The organism is Neisseria sp. P0016.S008 (genome assembly GCF_051957775.1).
In the GTDB taxonomy this organism is placed as follows: Bacteria; Pseudomonadota; Gammaproteobacteria; order Burkholderiales; family Neisseriaceae; genus Neisseria; species Neisseria flavescens_B.
Genome location: NZ_JBQCWB010000005.1, coordinates 120322 through 138623, shown reverse-complemented (window position 1 = coordinate 138623; position 18302 = coordinate 120322). Strand labels below are relative to the sequence as shown.

Here is an 18302-nt window from a genome sequence, read left to right as displayed (position 1 = left end):
AGTTATGTTACTGAATGTAATAAATTTAAACTATTTTGCCTAATGTGTTAATAGTCCAACCTATCTAAAGCCGCCCTCTTCTATGCGTTTTAGCCAAACAGACGGGAAACTTCGGCTGATTTTTTACGGTACGGCAATATGATTTCAACGCGGAACAGGCCGTCTGATTGGATGTTTCTGATTTTCGCGTCGGTGTCATACATCAAAGTCAGGCGCTCTTTCAGATTGCGCAGAGCCATAGAATTGCCTTTATGCGGCTTGGTATTTTCGTTAGGTTCTGTTCCGCACGGGTTTTCGATACTGATGAAAATAGATGATTTTTCCAATTTTGTTAATACCGTAATTATCCCTGGACGGTGGATAGATTCGACACCATGGAATACGGCATTTTCCAAAAGCGGTTGCAGCAGCAGATGCGGCGTTTCTGCATCGTCGGGGGCATGGTGTTGCCACATAACCTGTACGCGCATATGTCCCATGCGGATTTGCTCGATGGCAATATACTCCTGCGCCCACTCGATTTCCTGCCCCAAAGTGCTGTTTTGACTACCGTCGCGCAGTTGCGCGCGAAACAGGTTGGCCAAATTCTCCAACAAAGTTTCTGCGTCATACGGACGCAGACGGATTAAGCTGATAGCGGCATTCAGGCTGTTAAACAAGAAATGCGGACGGATACGCGCCGTCAACGCACTCAGCCTGGCTTCGGAAATGGAAGGCGCAAGGCTGTTGCGGCGGGCTGCTTCGATGTACATGAAACTGAAACAAAAAAAGGTCAGCAAGAAGAAGTGTTGAATCAGCGGCCAAATCTCCGTCTTCAAAATCACTAAATCGACAAACAAGAAAATCAGCAGATTGGAGACGTAGGAAACCACGACGCTATACTGCGAGCGAAGCAGGGACGGTGCAAATGCCTGTAAGAAATAGACTTTAAGTAAAATTAAGAGGATGACGGGGCAAGCCCATGAAAAATGTTGGAAAATCTGTTCCGGATAAGGCACGCCCGATACCGTCATCAGAGGAAAGATAAACAAACTGATTAACAAAACAATGAGCAGGCGCACCAGAGTTGCGGAATTGCGCAAATCCGGCACTGCGAAATTCTGGTTTATTTGACGTATAATAGACATGATTTCAACCGTTTTCTTTCATAATGTATAGACGGGTCTGCTATATCGAAGACGTAGACCCTGTTTTTTTATTTATATTTTAAGGATGCTGATATGAGCAAGGACAAAACCTGGTCAGGCCGTTTTAACGAACCTGTTTCCGAGCTGGTCAAAAAATATACCGGCTCGATTGATTTTGACAAACGACTGGCAGAATGGGACATCCAAGGCTCGCTGGCACACGCGCAAATGCTGACGCAGTCGGGCGTTTTGAGCGAAGACGACCTCTCCGCCATCCGTCAGGGCATGGCCGAGATTATAGCAGAAATCAAAGAAGGAACGATTTCCTGGTCACTGGATTTGGAAGATGTCCACATGAACATCGAACGCCGCCTCACCGACAAAATCGGCGATGCCGGCAAACGCCTGCACACCGGCCGCAGCCGCAACGACCAAGTCGCTACCGACATCCGCCTGTGGCTGCGCGATCAAATTACCGTTATTCAAAGCCTGATTCAAAACCTTCAGACGGCCTTGGTTGATTTGGCAGAACAAAACGCCGAAACCGTTATGCCAGGCTTTACCCACCTGCAAGTTGCCCAGCCGGTCAGCTTCGGGCATCACATGCTCGCCTACGTTGAAATGCTCGGCCGCGATTTCGAGCGCATGGCCGACTGCCGCAAACGCGTCAACCGTATGCCGCTCGGCGCCGCAGCCCTTGCCGGTACTACCTACCCGATTCAACGCGAAATTACCGCCGAGCTGCTGGGCTTTGAGCAAATCTGCCAAAACTCGCTCGATGCCGTGTCTGACCGCGATTTTGCCATTGAGTTCACGGCTGCCGCTTCTCTGATTATGGTTCACCTGAGCCGCCTTTCCGAAGAATTGATTTTGTGGATGAGCCCACGTTTCGGCTTTATCGATATTGCCGACCGTTTCTGCACCGGCTCTTCCATCATGCCGCAAAAGAAAAATCCCGACGTACCCGAACTCGTGCGCGGCAAATCCGGTCGCGTGATTGGCCACCTGATCGGCCTGGTTACCCTGATGAAATCGCAACCTTTGGCATATAATAAAGATAATCAGGAAGACAAAGAGCCACTGTTTGATACTGCCGACACGCTTATCGACACCCTGCGCATTTATGCCGACATGATGCGCGGTGTAACCGTCAAACCCGACAATATGCGCGCCGCCGTAATGCAGGGTTTTGCAACGGCTACCGACTTGGCGGATTACTTGGTGAAAAAAGGCATGCCTTTCCGCGACAGCCACGAAGTCGTTGCCCAAGCCGTGCGCCATGCCGATGAAGCTGGAGTTGATTTGAGCGAATTGCCGCTTGAGGTCCTGCAAGGTTTCAGCGGTTTGATCGCCGACGATGTTTACAGCGTGCTGACACCCGAAGGCAGCTTAAACGCGCGCAACCACTTGGGCGGCACTGCGCCTGAACAAGTCCGTTTCCAAGTCAAACGCTGGCGTGAATTGTTGGCTTAAACCCATCTAAACACACAATAAAAGGCCGTCTGAAAATTTTCAGACGGCCTTTTGATTACCCATGTTACACTCAACCTCACAATAAAAACAGATAAACCTAAACTTACCTTCAAACGAGAAAACACGCCTCCTGACTTTACCGCCATCTTCAAACAAAAGGAGCAAGGATGAAAAACTTTGTCTTTAAATTGGCTATGATCTGCCTATTCAGCGGATGCTATGCCGTATTTGTCGCCTGGGAAAATGGTGGATTCAGCCAGCTCCATGATTTTCAAGCAATAGAGAACAACGGCATGAGCGCATACCTTCATCAAACCTCCCCCATAGCCATGCAGGCTGAAAAAAATGAGCTGTCGATTTTGCAAAACAACCAAAACAGCTTGGCCTCTTGTGTCGGCATTGAATCTTTATGCGAACAAGCCAAGCCGGGCATCTAGGTTGAGCATGCCAAATTCTTACAACACAAAGACACGGGCAAATTATTGGTACTTTCGTTGGACTATTTGGAAAACAATGACACCGCAAAAACCCTACACAACCGCTATACTGCATCGCTCCTCCCCCAAGCAGACAGAACGGAAGCGTGGCATTATGCCTGGCGTACATTTTTGAGCTCAATGATGTTTCTAATGGTCGTCAATCTGACGCCAATGATTTTTACCCTATTCGAGGAAAAAACAACCGCAGCATAAAAACATGCCGTCTGAAAACATTTTCAGACGGCATGTTTCATTATTAAAGCTTAACGCGGATGAACCATATCGGCAGGAACGACCAATTCGTCAAACTCTTCGCCTGTCAGCAAGCCCAATTCGATGGCGGTTTCACGTAACGATTTGTCGTTTTTGTAGGCGGTTTTGGCGACTTTGGCGGCGTTTTCGTAGCCGATTTTACGGTTTAACGCAGTAACGAGCATCAGGGAATGGTGCAGGAAATAATCGATTTTTTCCGGTACGGGTTCAATGCCGACGGCGCAGTTTTCGTTGAAGCTGTTGCACGCATCGCCCAACAGGCGGATGGATTGCAAGAGGTTGTAAGCGATAACGGGCATATAGACGTTCAGCTCGAAGTTGCCCGATGCGCCTGCCATGCCGATGGTGACGTCATTGCCGAACACTTGGCAGCACACCATGGTCATTGCTTCGCATTGAGTCGGGTTGACTTTGCCCGGCATGATGGACGAACCCGGCTCGTTTTCGGGGATTTTGATTTCGCCCAAACCGCAGCGCGGGCCGCTTGCCAGCCAACGGATGTCGTTGGCGATTTTGTTCAGGCTTGCCGCCAGCGTTTTTAATGCGCCCGAAGCGGCAACGGCGGCATCGCGTCCGCCCAAGGCTTCAAATTTGTTCGGCGCGCTGACAAACGGCAGGCCGGACAATTCGGCGAGCTTGGCGGCAACTTTTTCGGCGTATTCGGGATGGCTGTTCAAGCCCGTACCGACCGCCGTGCCGCCCAAAGCGAGTTCATACAAGTCTTTAAGTGCATCGTTCAGACGGCCTAAACCATGATCAAGCTGGGAAACGTAGCCGGAAAATTCTTGTCCCAAAGTCAGCGGCGTCGCGTCCTGCAAATGGGTACGGCCGATTTTGACGATGGGGGCGAATTCTTTGGCTTTTTTGTCCAATGTATCGCGCAAGGCTTTTACCGCCGGAATAAGGTGGCGGTTGATTTCAATCGCGGCGGCAACGTGGATGGCGGTCGGGAACGCGTCATTGGTCGATTGTGCGTGGTTCACATGGTCGTTGGGATGGACGGGCTGATACGCCGCCAAACCCGTACCGGCGATTTCGTTGGCGCGGTTTGCCAGCACTTCGTTCATGTTCATATTAGACTGCGTACCGGAACCGGTCTGCCACACTACCAATGGGAACTGCCCGTCGAGCTTGCCGTTCAACACATCATCTGCCGCCTGCGTAATCAAATCTGCCTGTTCGGGCTTAATCCTGCCGAGAGAAACATTGGTGGCGGCGGCGGCTTTTTTCACCAGCGCCAAAGCATAAATCAACGGCTGCGGCAGGGTTTCGCCGCCGATTTTGAAATTGTTGCGGCTGCGCTGGGTCTGCGCACCCCAATAGGCTTCGGATGGGACTTCGACATTGCCCATGGTGTCGTGTTCGGTACGGGTACTCATGTGTTTCTCCTACATTTAAACAGAAATAATAATGATTCGTAAAATTATTATAACCAGCAATAGGCCGTCTGAAAAGAGAGAGTTTTTTCAGACGGCCTATCTGCTTTATGAACGGAAAACACAAACGCAAAATAAAACTCAAATACAAACCTCGCTAACACTTTCTTCTTCTAAAAGTTTTCAGTCCGTATCGGCTTGTGTACCAGGCTAAAGCTTCCTTACCGACAATAAAGTTTTGTCGGCTTCAGACACTTTATCGTTTCTTTACTTTGCTTCTTTCTAAGAGCATAATAAATAAAAATGATTATCAGGATATAAATAATGAAACAAAACCATTTGATTTGCTTGTTAATGAGCAGTTTTGCCGCCGCAAACGGCTTTGCCGAAACCTTGGCAGACCCTGATGAAATCCAGCCTGTCAAAACCTTCTCCCCGCCCAAACCGATTGCACCGACCGCCGCACAAGGCTATTTCCCCGAAAACCAATTCGACCGCACCGACCGCAGCGATCACTACTTTGTTACCGAAAACATAGACCAAGCCTTCCGTCCGTTGAAAGCAAACAGCGGCTTTTACGGCAAAAGCTTTTACAACTCCGTTACCGCGCAAGCGCGTGGAGCAAAAGTGTACGGCGTGGCCAACCTCAATCACACCAAGGCCAACGGCTATAAAGACGGCGGCGGCAATCAGACCGATTGGAAATACAGCCGTTTCAATCAGGCTTTGGTACTCGGTTTCGTGCCGTCTGAAAATCAGGAATACCGCCTCACCTACCTACACGACGACATCAACAACGACCGCCAGCCGCAGTTCGTCAACGACGCATTGGATACCGAACGCCACATCGCCAAACTCAACGCGCGTTGGGGCAATGCCGATTTGAGCAATACGGTCAGCGCAGAAGCTGGTGTCATCAAACTCAAACGCCATGCCGACAATTACTCCCTGCGCCCAAACAACACGCCGCAGCAAGTATTCGTAGAGCTTGACCGCAAAGTGTACGACTTCTCGCTCAAACACGATGCGGATTTCGGCAAGTTCCATAACACCGCCGCCGTCAGCTACCGCAACGACAGCCAAAACGGCGAACGCAACGCCCACACCGCCATGCGCGACTTCCTCAACGGCTACCGTTTCGCCGATGTGCACCTCGACCGCTGGCGCATTGCCGATACCCTGTCTTACAAGTTTGACGACCAACACAAACTGGGCTTGGGTTTAAGCTACGAGCTCAACGAAGCGGACGTTCGCAAAAATACAGTGCAGCCCGCCCATCCGATGAACCGCAATCTCGCCTTCGCCTCGGCTCAGCAAATCTGGAAAACCCATTACGGCTACGACTTCAACGGCAAAGTGCGCCGTCATGCTTTGTCGGGCGAACTCAAATATGATTTCACGCCGTCTGAAACGCAAAAATACAGCGTCTCCCTTGCTCACTTAGAACGCATCGGCGACAACACCGAACGCTTCAACTCGCTTGCCGCCATCGTGCAAAACCGCATGAACGGCGCGCTGATGAACCAAAACTCGGCCGCCGCCATCGCAGGCAATCCCCTGCTGAAAACCGAAAAACACAACCGCATCAAGCTCACCGCCGACAGCCGCAACGACTACTACAACGGCTATATGAACTCGCTCGCAGGCGCGGGCTGGAACGTGGGCGGCACGCTTGTGGCGGACAAAGTCAAAGACCTGATTATTTTTGACCGCGCCCACGGACAAAGCGGCACGGCTTCCAAAGGCGGCGGCATCATCACACGCAACGTGGACGCTCGATTGTTTACCGCACAGGCCTATGCGCGTTACAACTTCAATCCGCATTGGGCGGCAGGCATCAAAGCCACCTACAACTACGGGCACAACGAAACCGACGGCAGACCGCTCTATCAAATCCGTCCGTTTGAAGCCGCCGTCCAAGCCGACTACAAAAACTACTTTGCCCACGGAAGCTACAACATCGGCGTCGCAACACGCTTTGTCGCCAAACAAACGCGCGGCGATTTTGACGCGGCAAGCGGTCTGGGCATAGACAAACGCGAAGCCGCCAAAGGCTTTACCGTTGCCGACCTTTACGCAGGCGTAAACATCAAAGACAAATACGGCTTACGTTTGGGCGTGAACAACGTGTTCAACAAAAAATACGCCGAATACATCAGCGGCGACCACGTCCTCGCCCTGTCGCCCAGCGTGGTGTATGCACCGGGCAGGACGTATTGGTTGAGTTTGCATGCGGCTTTTTAAAATCAGGCCGTCTGAAAGAATGCCTGCATTGGCTTATTAAGAATTAGGAGATAAAAAATGGACATGAAAAGACGTGATTTCTTAAAAATGACCGCCGCGCTGGCAGCCGCAGGCGTTTCGCCTTCATTGTTGGCAGCCGGTAAAGAACAATTTACCGTGTACGGCGCACCGGCAATGCCCAGCGTAACCATTGCCGTAGCGGCGTTGCAAGGCAAGCTGGCGAAGCAGGCGGATGTATCGCTGAAAATCTGGCGTTCGCCCGACCAACTGCGCGCAGGTGTAGCAAGCGGACAATTTAAAGTCATGATGAGCCCGAGCAATGTCGGCGTAAACCTGCGTAACCAAGGGCAAAAAGTCGGCATGGTGAATATTTTGACCAACGGCATCACGCAGCTGATGTGCAAAGGCAGCGCGATTACCTCGCCGCAGGATTTGGTCGGCAAAAAAATCCTTGTGCCGTTTAAAAACGATATGCCCGACATCGTGTTGCAAGCCTTGTTGAAAAAACTGAAAATCGACGCGCACAAAGTCGGCATCACCTACACCGCCACGCCGCCCGAAGCGGTGGGACTGTTTTTAAGCAAAGACTACCACGCCGCCATCCTGCCCGAACCGATGGCGACCGCCAGCATGCTCAAAGGCAAAACCATGGGCGTAAACGTCGTGCGCGGTTTTGATTTGGTAAAAGCATGGGGGCAGGCGTTTGACACCAAACCGCTGATTCCGATGGCAGGCATCATCGCCAACGAAGAATATTTCCACGCACACAAGGCACAGTTCGACATCTTCCATCAGGATTTGAAAAACGCGCTCAACTGGATACTGGCCAACCGCCAAAGCGCGGCGAAAATCGGCAAAAACTACCTCCCCGCCCCCGAACCCGCCCTAGTCATGGGCTTGGACGGCGCGCGGCTGACAGTCACCAAAGGCAGCGAAGTGAAGAACGAGATTTTGAAGTTTTACGAAATCCTGATGCAGTTTAACCCGAAACTCTTGGGCGGCAAGCTGCCGGATAACGGGTTTTTCTTGGCTTAAAGGGAAAGAGGTCGTCTGAAAAAGGGGTAAGTTGTATTGGGGAATCCAATATACCCTTTTCAGACGACCTATCAGATAATAGTCAGAACAGTACACAAAAAGCCTTCATTACCAGGTAGGCGGGAATGACGGCAGATATCTGTATGTTGGTTTGTCAAACTCAACATACTCTTGCTAGATAAATATATTAATTTCATTTTAGAGGTAATTATATGAGGCTTAAATCTATTAGGATTAAGAATTTTAGAAGTATCAAAGATGATTTTGAAATTGTTGGAATGGAGCATGATATATCGATTGTTGGGCCTAATAGCAGTGGTAAAACTAATGTATTAAAAGCTATTGAAATGTTTTTTACAGGTCCAGATAATCGTTATGAGTATAATATAAAAAATGATTTAACTTTTGATATGAAAGGAGGGCAAACAAGTATTATTGCTACCTTTACTGGTGATAGAGAGTCGACTATAGATAGAGAATTTTATAACTCATATGATGAATTAAATAATTTTCTTGAAAAGCCTAAGCCAGAATCTAATGATATTGTTTTGTATCTAACGTTCTTATCAAATGGTAGCCCGCAATATAGGTTTTTCCCAAATGAAAAATATAGACCTCATGTTAGACGTGAAAAAGCAGCTGAAAAACAACAAGTAGCATTGTCTATTTTGTTAAGTCAATTTAGTTGTTATTATATTCCATCTTCAAAAAGTATCAGGGAATTAATAGATTCATTATTAATACCTTTTGTTAAACAATCAATATCTTCAATTTTAGAGGAAAAGATTGAAGATATTAATAATGAGTTGTCTTCCATATCTTCATCTATTACGTCATCGTTAGAGGATAATGGTGTTGGTAATGTTAAGGCGTTGCTTTCAATACCCAATAATTCAATAGAGAATATGATTTCATCCTTTGAGTTCAAACTTGAAGATAGTGAAGAAACATTGTTTTATCAGAAAGGGATGGGGATTCAAACTACTAGCTTATTAGCTGCTTTAAAATGGATTACAGATAAAGAGAATGAGCGTGATAAAAAAGTTATATGGTTAATTGAGGAGCCAGAATCTTTTTTACATCCACAACTATATAAAAGTTGTTTTGGAATGCTTAAAAAATTATCGAATATAGCATCGGTATTTTGGACTACTCATTCAATATCCTTTATTAATAAAGATGCACATAAAATTATTGGTACTAAGTTAGAAGGAAATAGAACTAAAAAAACCGTATTCAATTCATATCAAAATGCCGTCACTGAAATACAAAAAGCTCTTGGTATACAGTTTAGTGATTTTTATTCCCTATTAAAATATAATATTTTTGTTGAAGGAAAAACTGATAAAAGCACATTTGAATATGTATTAGAGGTAATTAAGAAAAGGCTTAACAAAGATTATATTTTTTTAGATCAATCTTGTTTTCTTGATATGGGGGGTGTTTCTGCTGTTGAAGGTTTTCTTAAGGCTACTTATGAATTTATTTCTAAGGAAAGAGTTTGTGTTGTCATATTTGATGGTGATGATGCAGGAGTCAAAGTATCAAGAAACCTACAAAAGTTTTTTGGAAACAAAAAAATAGCATTTCAATCAAATAATGATTATATTTTTGTTGGAAAAAATATTTGTTTAGAGGGATTGTTTCCTCCAGAATGGGTTAAAGAGTTACATAAGGAACATAATGATTACTTTTCAACCTATAGTGAATCTCCAAGTGGAGACATCATTGAGTTTAGCATTAAGGATGATAAAAAAACAAAAGCACAACAATTTTTTATGAATAAAATTGAGAATTCATCTAATGACGATTGGTTAGAGAGATTTATATCTATTTTTGATGTTTTAGAAAAAATGATCAGGAATAAAGATAAAAAAATCTATGGTGAATAGCAACTGTAGGTCGTCTGAAAAACACTATTTAGGAAAACCAAGCCATTTCGTTGGATTGCGACGTTCCGTCTAACCCAATCAACCATTTTTTCAGACGGCCTATCATCTCCAAACCATCACTATGAATCAACACCCAAACCATGATTAAAACCGACAAAATCCGCAAACCGCAGCCTGCAGTGTTTTACATCATCGACTACCTTTGGAGCGGCTTTGCCGGTCTGAGCGTAGCGATGGTGGTGGTGGCGTTGTGGGCGTGGGGCAGCGCCGTGTTCGGCGAGTTTATGTTGCCTGCGCCGGTGGAAGTGTTTCAAAAGTCGTTTGATTTATTGAAACATTTTCAGGAAAACGAAATCGGGATTTCGCTGTGGCGGTCGGTGGTGGGCATTTCGGTTGCGCTGGTAGCGGGATTGGCGGCGGGGCTGGTGGCGGGCAGTTTTAAGACGGCGATGGCGTTGCTCAAGCCTGTGATTACGATTTTGTTGGCGATGCCGCCGATTATTTGGGTGGTGATGGCTCTGTTTTGGTTCGGTTTCGGCAATCCGAGCGTGTTGTTTACCATTATTGTGTTGGTTGCGCCGCTGACGTTTGCGAGTGCGGCGGTCGGGATGGCGAGCGTGAACAAGCAGCATGAGGAATTGTTTGACGCTTATAAGTTAGGCCGTCTGAAAAAAATCCGTTATCTGTATATCCCGCATCTGACGGGCTATGTGATTTCCAGCATCGGCGTGGCGGTGGCGATGGGGGTGAAAGTGGTGATTATGGCGGAACTCTTGGGCGCGAGCGAAGGCGTGGGCGCGCGGATTGCGGATGCGAGGGCGATGCTGGAGACTTCGACGGTGATGGCTTATGTGGTGTTGGTTATCATATTTGTGTCGCTGTTTGAATACTTGATTACCAAGCCTTTGGAAATTTTGTTTATGCCGTGGAGGAGATGATGCTCTGTCTTGAAAACGTACGTTTTGAAATTCTCCGCGATCCCATTGTGCGCGATTTCAGTTTGAACCTGCAACATGGCGAAGTGAAGGCTTTGTTCGGGCCGAGCGGCTGCGGCAAAACGACGGTTTTGCGGCTGATTGCCGGTTTGGAAACGCCGAAATCAGGCACGATACGCAATACTTTCCGCAAAACGGGTTTTCTGTTTCAGGAAAACCGCCTGCCGGAAAACTTGACCGCGATGCAGAATATCGCGATTTTTATGGACAAGCCCGATGAAGGTGAAATCGTCGCGCTGGCGGCGAAAGTCGGGCTGACTTCGGGCGATTTGAACAAATATCCGACCGAATTGTCCGGCGGCATGGCGAAACGGGTGGCGTTTCTGCGCCTGCTGCTGTGCGGCTGCGACCTTGCCTTGCTGGATGAGCCGTTTGTCGGTTTGGACCGCGATTTGCGCGATATTTTGGTCGCTATGCTGGTGGAAAAAATCGAGCGGCAGGGCATGGCGTGTATGCTGGTAACGCACGATCGCTTTGAAGCCGCGCGACTGAGCCGCGAGATTATGTTGCTCTCCCCGAAAGGCATGAACGTGCAAAATGTGATAACCTTACCCACGCCGCTGTCCGAACGCGATTCGGCTTTTGAAGAAGCCGTGGTGGCAAGGGAGTTTCAGGGGATTCATTATTATGAGTGATAGGAATTTAAATTTCTGACAAACCTTGCGGTTCGTTGCCCTCTCACTAACCCTCTCCCACGGGGAAAGGGGATCAGGTTTCTCAAAATCAGAGAGCCGTAGAATTGGGAATCAGATGTCAGGTAAACCTGAAAATGTTCAGGCTCGACAGCCCAATTCCCTCTCCCCGTGGGAGAGGGCTAGGGAGAGGGTAAGCAAGCCGCAGGCTTGCCTCTTTAGCGAAAGATACGAATCTGTTATCCGAACGCGATTCGGTTTTTGAAAAAGCCGTGGTGCCAAGGGGGCAGGGGATTCATTATGAGGTGCTTTATGTTTTCGACTGTGATTACTGCTGCTGTTTTATATATTGCTACAGCAGTAGATTTGTTGGTAATACTATTAATATTTTTTGCTAGAGCAAATACTAGAAAAGAATATCGAGATATTTATATCGGACAATATTTAGGTTCTGTAATTTTAATATTAGTTAGTTTATTTCTAGCTTTTGTTTTGCATTATGTTCCGGAAAAATGGGTGTTGGGTTTATTAGGTTTAATACCGATTTACTTAGGTATTAAAGTTGCTATTTACGACGATTGTGAGGGCGAAAAAAGAGCTAAAAAAGAATTGGATGAAAAAGGGTTGTCAAAATTAGTCGGTATTGTTGCTTTGGTTACAGTTGCTAGTTGTGGTGCAGATAATATTGGACTTTTTGTTCCTTACTTTGTGACTTTAGATCTTGTCGACTTATTAGTTACTCTTCTTGTATTTTTAATATTGATTTTTGTTTTAGTATATACAGCACAAAGATTGGCTAATATTTCAGGTGTTGGTGAAATTGTAGAGAAGTTTAGTCGTTGGATAATGGCTGCTATTTATATTGGTTTAGGGTTATTTATTATTATTGAAAATAATACAATTCAAACAATAATATCAATGATATGAATGATACGGGCATTTGAGTATCTGACGAACCTTGCGGTTCGTTGCCCTCTCCCTAACCCTCTCCCACGGGGAGAGGGAATCAGGTTGCTGAAAATTAGAGAACGTAGGATTGAAAATCAGATGGTAGGCAAACCTGAAAATGTTCGGGTTTGGCAGCTTAATCCCCCCTCCCCGTGGGAGAGGGCTAGGGAGAGGGCAAGCAAGCCGAAGGTTTGCCTCTTTGGCAAAAGATACAGCCCTGCCCACCCAATAAATCCATATCTGAAAGCATCTTCATGCAGAATCAAGCCAAGCCATGAATAAATTTTTCACCCACCCCATGCGGCCGTTTTTCGTCGGCGCAGCGGTGCTTGCCATACTCGGCGCGTTGGTGTTTTTCATCAGCCCCAGTGCCGTCATTTTGCACCGCCAAATCTTCTTAGAACTCATGCTGCCTGCGGCATACGGCGGCTTCCTGACTGCCGCTATGCTTGAATGGACGGGCTATAAAGGTCGTCTGAAACCCGTTGCCACCGTCTTGGCGGCGCTGTTGCTCGCCGCAACCGTCTTGCTGCCGTTTGCGCCGCAAACCGCTTCGTTTTTCGTTGCCGCCTATTGGCTGGTGTTGCTGCTTTTCTGTACTTGGCTGATTTGGCTCGACCGCAACACTGATAACTTCGCCCTCTTGATGTTGCTTGCCGCGTTCACCGTTTTTCAGACGGCCTATGCCGTCAGCGGCGATTTGAACTTACTGCGCGCGCAAGTACATCTGAACATGGCTGCGGTCATGTTTGTTTCCGTGCGCGTCAGTATTCTTTTGGGCGCGGAAGCCCTTAAAGAATGCCATCTGAAAGACCCTGTTTTTATTCCAAATATCGTTTATAAAAACATCGCTATTACTTTCCTGCTCTTGCACGCCGCCGCCGAACTCTGGCTGCCTGCGCAAACCGCCGGTTTTACTGCGCTTGCCGTCGGCTTCATCCTGCTCGCCAAGCTGCGTGAGCTTCACCATCACGAACTCCTGCGCAAACACTACGTCCGCACCTATTACCTGCTCCAACTCTTTGCCGCCGCAGGCTATTTGTGGACAGGCGCGGCGAAACTGCAAAACCTGCCTGCCTCCGCGCCCCTGCACCTGATTACCCTCGGCGGCATGATGGGCGGCGTGATGATGGTGTGGCTGACTGCCGGACTGTGGCACAGTGGCTTTACCAAGCTCGATTATCCCAAACTCTGCCGCATCGCCGTCCCCCTACTCTTTATGGCCGCCATCTCGCGCGCTTTCTTGATGAACGTGAACCCGATATTTTTCATTACCGTTCCTGCGATTCTGACCGCAGCCGTGTTCGTACTGTATCTTTTCACGTTTGTACCGATATTTCGGGAAAATGCGTTTACAGATGATCCGGAATAAAACAAAAGGCCGTCTGAAAATTTCAGACGGCCTTAGCTTTAAATAAATGCTTTATTTGTTGGCGTTCAAATAAAGATTAATCAGCCGTGTAGTGGAGCTGTCGTGTTTTTGCACTTCGGTCTCGCCGGTCAATTCGGCAAGAATGGTTTTGGCCAGTTGTTTGCCGAGTTCTACGCCCCATTGGTCAAAGCTGTTAATGCCCCAAATAATGCCTTGAACGAAAGTTTTGTGTTCGTACATGGCAATTAGGCTGCCCATATTGCGCGGGTTGATTTTGTCCATGAGGATGAGGTTGGTCGGACGGTTGCCGGAGAAGGTTTTATGCGGAACCAGCTCTTCGATACGCGCTTCGTCCATGCCTTGGGCTTGAAGCTCGGCGCGTACTTCGTCAGGCGTTTTACCGCGCATAAAGGCTTCGGCTTGGGCAAAAACGTTCGCCAGCAGGATTTCGTGGTGGCCGCGCAGGTTGCTGCGTTTTTCAAGGGAGGCAATCAGGTCAATCGGCGTGATGTGCGTACCTTGGTGCAGCAGTTGGAAGAATGCGTGCTGGCCGTTGATACCGGTTTCGCCCCAAATAATCGGCGAAGTTTCGTAACCGACAGCTTTGCCGTCAAGGGTCACTTGTTTGCCGTTGCTCTCCATATCGAGCTGCTGGATGAATTTGGGCAGTCGGTGCAGATGTTGGTCGTAAGGCGCGATAACGTGGCTGCCGCCGCCGTAGTAGTTGATGTACCAGATGCCGATAAGGGCAAGGATAACCGGCAGATTGCGCTCCAGCGGCGTGTTGATGAAGTGTTGGTCCATTAAGTGCGCGCCGTTGAGCATTTCGATGAAGTTTTCTTCGCCGAGGTACAGCATAATCGGCAGGCCGATGGCCGACCATAGGCTGTAACGTCCGCCGACCCAGTCCCAGAATTCAAACATATTGGCGGTATCGATACCGAATTCGGCGACGGCTTTTTGGTTGGTCGATACGGCAACGAAGTGTTTGGCTACGGCGCTTTCATCGCCTGCATGATCCAAGAACCATTTACGCGCGGTCAGGGCGTTGGTCAGGGTTTCTTGGGTGGTAAAGGTTTTGGAAGCAATAATGAACAGCGTGGTTTCAGGGTGGACTTTAGACAATACGTCGCGCAGTTGGGAGCCGTCTACGTTGGAGACGAAGTGCATATTCAGGCGCGGATGACCGAAAGGCTTGAGCGCGGTACACATCATCAGAGGGCCGAGGTCGGAGCCGCCGATACCGATATTAACAACGTCGGTAATCACTTGATTGGTATAGCCCAACCAGCTGCCGCTGCGGACTTCATGCGCGAACTCGCCCATGCGTTGCAAGACATGGTTGACCTTAGGCATGACATCCTCGCCATCCACGACGATCGGGGCATTGGTACGGTTGCGCAGGGCAACGTGGAGTACGGCGCGGTTTTCTGTCGTATTGATTTTTTCGCCGCGGAACATTTGCTGCATCCGTTCCGGCACGCCTGCTTCACGCGCCAACTCGAACAAAAGCGACATGGTTTCGTCGTTGATACGGTTTTTAGAATAATCCAAAGTCAGGCCGCCAACCTGCAGCCAGTAGCGCTCGGCACGTTCGGGATCTTGCTCGAACATTTCGCGCATGTGTTGTTCTTTGGTTTCGTCAAAATGTATCCATAATTTTGACCAAGCCGGTAAATCGTGAAGGTGTTTCATCGGATGCTCTCCTGGATAGTGGACAGTTTTGTTGAGAAAACGGCCGTGAGGTCGTCTGAAACGGGAACGGGGTGGTTTCCGTTTTTTGAGGTTTCAGACGGCCTTGATGTGGGTTAAGGCCGTCTGAATATATCAGTGAAGAATCAATCTTTATCGTATTCGATGTGTTTGTTATGTATGCTTTTTTTACTTTTTTGCAGTTGCGTGCTGGCAGTATCACCCAAGCGTAAAGCCAAGCCGATGGCAAGAATGTCGATAACGGCCAACTGCAAAAGACGGGACACCATAGGCGTATAAAGCTCTGCATTTTCCTGAGTGGCAATGCTCAATACGCAGTCGGCCATTTGGGCCAACGGCGAATCATTGCGGGTCAGCGCAATAACAGCTGCGCCGTTTTCTTTGGCGATACTGGCCGCATCCAACAATTCGATAGATGAGCCGGTATTGGAAATCGCCACCAACACATCCTGCTCGGTCAATACGGAAGCCGCCATCAACTGGGTATGCGTATCGACATAGGCGACGGTGGACATACCGAAACGGAAGAATTTGTGCTGCGCATCTTGAGCAACGATGCCGGAGTTGCCGACACCATAAAACTCAACGCGTCGCGCGTGCATCAGAATAGCAATCGCGTTTTCCAGCTCGGACTCTTTCAGGAAGCGGCGCTCGCCCAAGAGGGAGGCTGCGGCATTGCCCAATACTTTTTCGACCACGCTGCTCATGTTGTCATCGGCGTTCAATTCTTCATGAACGTAAGGCATACCTTCATGACCGATGCTGGCAGACAACGCGAGTTTGAATTCAGGCAAACCTTTGTAACCCAGACTGCGGCAGAAACGGATCACTGTCGGCTGACTGACGGATGCACGCTCGGCGATTTCGGCCACAGCGGCATGAACGAACCATTTCGGCTCAGCCAACGCAGATTCGGCAACTTTGCGTTCTGCGCCGGAGAGATTGGACAATGATTCGCTGATTTTGCTTAACATATACTCTACCCTTTGATTCTTTGACGTTCAGGACAAGGCACATTTTCGTACCCTGCACTGCACCGCCGTTTGTGTGTTTAAACGTTATTTAAATGATTGTCTAATGCCACCGCCGCGCCGACGATGCCCGGAAATTCGCTCAATACGACATACACGGGGATGGCGGCAAGATAAGCTTCAAAGCGGCCTTTGTTTTCAAAGCGGCTGCGGAATGGAGACGTTTTAAAGTAATCCAACACGCGCGGGATAATCCCGCCGCACAAATATACGCCGCCGCGCGCGCCCAAAGTTAAAGCCAGATTGGAAGCGACCGTACCCAGCATAGCGCAGAAAATATCCAAAGTCTGACGGCAAATCGGCGATGTTCCGCTCAATGCCTTATCGGTGATTTCAGAGGGTTTCAGACGGTATTGTTTGATGTTGTCGCGTTTGGCCAATGCCTCGTAAATCAGGCTCAAACCTGCGCCGCTCAAGAAACGCTCGGCAGAAACATGACCGTATTTGTTTTTAGCGTATTGCCAAATCAACACTTCCATATCGTCAAACGGTGGGAAGCTGGTATGGCCGCCCTCGCCTGCCAACGCCACCCAGCCGGCAGCGCTGTGCACCAAACCGCTGACACCCAAACCGGTACCCGGACCGATAACGGCTTTAGGCGCAAATTCGATTGGTTTTTGACCGCCGATTTGTATCAAATCTTTCTTATCGGTTTGTGTTACTGCCAAAGCTTGGGCGGTAAAGTCGTTCAACAGAATCAACGTTTCAAAACCCAAAGCCTGACGGGTGGTTTCGATGGAGAATGCCCAGTGGTGGTTGGTCATCTGCACCCAGTCGCCCAAAATCGGATTGGCAATCGCAAAGGCGGCATGCAAAACTTTCGGGCTGCCTGCGCGTTCCAAATAAGTTTTGGCGGCATCGATGATGGTGTCGTAATCCTTGCAAGGCAAGACTTCAGCTTTTTCAATAACCTGTGGTGCAGTTTCAAGTGCAAAACGGGCATTCGTACCGCCGATATCGGCGACCAAACGAGGATAAGCTTCAGTGTGCATAGTAGACATGGCAGTTAATTCCTTGGTGATTAAGAATCAGACTGGTCGGATATTCGGTGTCAGCCCTTGTAGCAGCCTTATCGAATACCGCTTTTTTCTCTGCGCCTTGAATGGCCAAAAATACATTCGGCGTTTTGGCAATCGCACCCAAAGTCATGCTCACACGCTCATGCGGCGCGGTAACCGGCGTAGTATGAATCAATGTCGGGTCATCATCTTCATTGATTGCGGCCTGTAATTGAGGCGCTTGAGGGAACAACGACGCCGTATGCCCGTCTCCGCCCATGCCCAACACCAGCACGTCAGGTTGCTTATAATGTTTCAATGCGTAAGCAACGACAACTTCAGGTTGTAATTCAGTTTCAGACTTTCCGTCTTCAACAACAGGAATCCATGTAGCAACGGCCGCATTATTTTTGAGTAGATATTCGCGTACCAAGCCCGTATTGCTGTCGGCATGCGTGGTCGGAACGATACGTTCGTCCACCAAAGTAATGCCGACATTTTGCCAATTTAAATCTTTTTGCGACAAAGCCTCGAAAAACGCAATCGGCGAACGACCGCCGGAAACGGCCAAAACCGCATGGCCTTTCTCATTCAACGCGGCTTGCAATGCGGCGGCAACGGCATCGGCGAGAGCTTGCGCGGCAGTTGCAGCGTTTTCTTGTTCGTGCCAAACAAACATGTTTCGTCCTTTCATGGTTTCAGACGGCCTTTTGT

The 18302-nt window shown here is 48.5% G+C and carries 15 protein-coding genes; 9 read left to right on the top strand and 6 right to left on the bottom strand.

The window, feature by feature from the left end:
* Window positions 1-89: 89 nt before the first annotated feature.
* On the bottom strand, window positions 90-1127 hold the full coding sequence (locus ACTHS8_RS08165) for a sensor histidine kinase (RefSeq protein ID WP_049331614.1): 1038 nt from the start codon (window positions 1125-1127) through the stop codon (window positions 90-92).
* Window positions 1128-1220: 93 nt separating this feature from the next.
* On the opposite strand from ACTHS8_RS08165, the gene argH reads away from it, so the two are divergent.
* Both argH and ACTHS8_RS08155 read left to right on the top strand, forming a co-directional pair.
* The gene (argH, locus tag ACTHS8_RS08160) at window positions 1221-2600 is read left to right on the top strand and encodes an argininosuccinate lyase (protein WP_036491665.1); all 1380 of its coding nucleotides are present in this window, start codon (window positions 1221-1223) and stop codon (window positions 2598-2600) included.
* A 167-nt stretch (window positions 2601-2767) separates the two neighbouring features.
* The gene (locus ACTHS8_RS08155; RefSeq protein ID WP_440373448.1) at window positions 2768-3037 is read left to right on the top strand and encodes a hypothetical protein; all 270 of its coding nucleotides are present in this window, start codon (window positions 2768-2770) and stop codon (window positions 3035-3037) included.
* Between the two features lie 305 nt (window positions 3038-3342).
* Here the strand turns inward: ACTHS8_RS08155 and fumC are convergent, their stop codons facing one another.
* Window positions 3343-4731 carry a class II fumarate hydratase gene (fumC, locus tag ACTHS8_RS08150; protein ID WP_440373447.1) on the bottom strand — a complete coding sequence of 463 codons (1389 nt, stop codon included), beginning with the start codon at window positions 4729-4731 and terminating at the stop codon, window positions 3343-3345.
* 321 nt (window positions 4732-5052) lie between these two features.
* Here fumC and ACTHS8_RS08145 point away from each other — a divergent pair, with 321 nt between their 5' ends.
* The 7 genes from ACTHS8_RS08145 to ACTHS8_RS08115 all read left to right on the top strand — a co-directional run bounded on the left by ACTHS8_RS08145 (window position 5053) and on the right by ACTHS8_RS08115 (window position 13846).
* Window positions 5053-6972 (top strand): TonB-dependent receptor, encoded by a 1920-nt coding sequence (locus tag ACTHS8_RS08145; protein ID WP_440373446.1) that lies wholly within the window; start codon window positions 5053-5055, stop codon window positions 6970-6972.
* A 57-nt stretch (window positions 6973-7029) separates the two neighbouring features.
* On the top strand, window positions 7030-8007 hold the full coding sequence (locus ACTHS8_RS08140) for an ABC transporter substrate-binding protein (protein ID WP_440373445.1): 978 nt from the start codon (window positions 7030-7032) through the stop codon (window positions 8005-8007).
* A 212-nt stretch (window positions 8008-8219) separates the two neighbouring features.
* Entirely contained in the window at window positions 8220-9899 is a 1680-nt protein-coding gene (locus ACTHS8_RS08135) for an ATP-dependent nuclease (RefSeq protein ID WP_440373444.1), read from the top strand.
* A gap of 140 nt (window positions 9900-10039) precedes the next feature.
* Window positions 10040-10837, top strand: a complete 798-nt coding sequence (locus tag ACTHS8_RS08130) for an ABC transporter permease (RefSeq protein ID WP_440373443.1) — start codon at window positions 10040-10042, stop codon at window positions 10835-10837.
* Window positions 10837-11529 (top strand): ATP-binding cassette domain-containing protein, encoded by a 693-nt coding sequence (locus ACTHS8_RS08125; protein ID WP_440373458.1) that lies wholly within the window; start codon window positions 10837-10839, stop codon window positions 11527-11529. Before ACTHS8_RS08130 ends, ACTHS8_RS08125 begins: the two co-directional genes overlap by 1 nt.
* A gap of 309 nt (window positions 11530-11838) precedes the next feature.
* Entirely contained in the window at window positions 11839-12453 is a 615-nt protein-coding gene (locus tag ACTHS8_RS08120) for a CadD family cadmium resistance transporter (protein WP_223168748.1), read from the top strand.
* 295 nt (window positions 12454-12748) lie between these two features.
* Window positions 12749-13846 carry an NnrS family protein gene (locus ACTHS8_RS08115; protein WP_440373442.1) on the top strand — a complete coding sequence of 366 codons (1098 nt, stop codon included), beginning with the start codon at window positions 12749-12751 and terminating at the stop codon, window positions 13844-13846.
* A gap of 51 nt (window positions 13847-13897) precedes the next feature.
* On the opposite strand, the gene pgi is transcribed toward ACTHS8_RS08115, so the two are convergent.
* From pgi to pgl, 4 genes are all read right to left on the bottom strand, one after another.
* A complete protein-coding gene (gene pgi / locus ACTHS8_RS08110) occupies window positions 13898-15541 on the bottom strand; it encodes a glucose-6-phosphate isomerase (protein ID WP_440373441.1) in 1644 nt (547 codons plus the stop codon).
* 143 nt (window positions 15542-15684) lie between these two features.
* Entirely contained in the window at window positions 15685-16533 is an 849-nt protein-coding gene (gene hexR / locus ACTHS8_RS08105; protein ID WP_049352085.1) for a DNA-binding transcriptional regulator HexR, read from the bottom strand.
* Window positions 16534-16610: 77 nt separating this feature from the next.
* Window positions 16611-17591 carry a glucokinase gene (locus ACTHS8_RS08100; RefSeq protein WP_250579168.1) on the bottom strand — a complete coding sequence of 327 codons (981 nt, stop codon included), beginning with the start codon at window positions 17589-17591 and terminating at the stop codon, window positions 16611-16613.
* Window positions 17572-18267, bottom strand: coding sequence for a 6-phosphogluconolactonase (gene pgl / locus ACTHS8_RS08095; protein WP_440373457.1), 696 nt, complete (start codon window positions 18265-18267; stop codon window positions 17572-17574). Before pgl ends, ACTHS8_RS08100 begins: the two co-directional genes overlap by 20 nt.
* Window positions 18268-18302 lie beyond the last annotated feature (35 nt).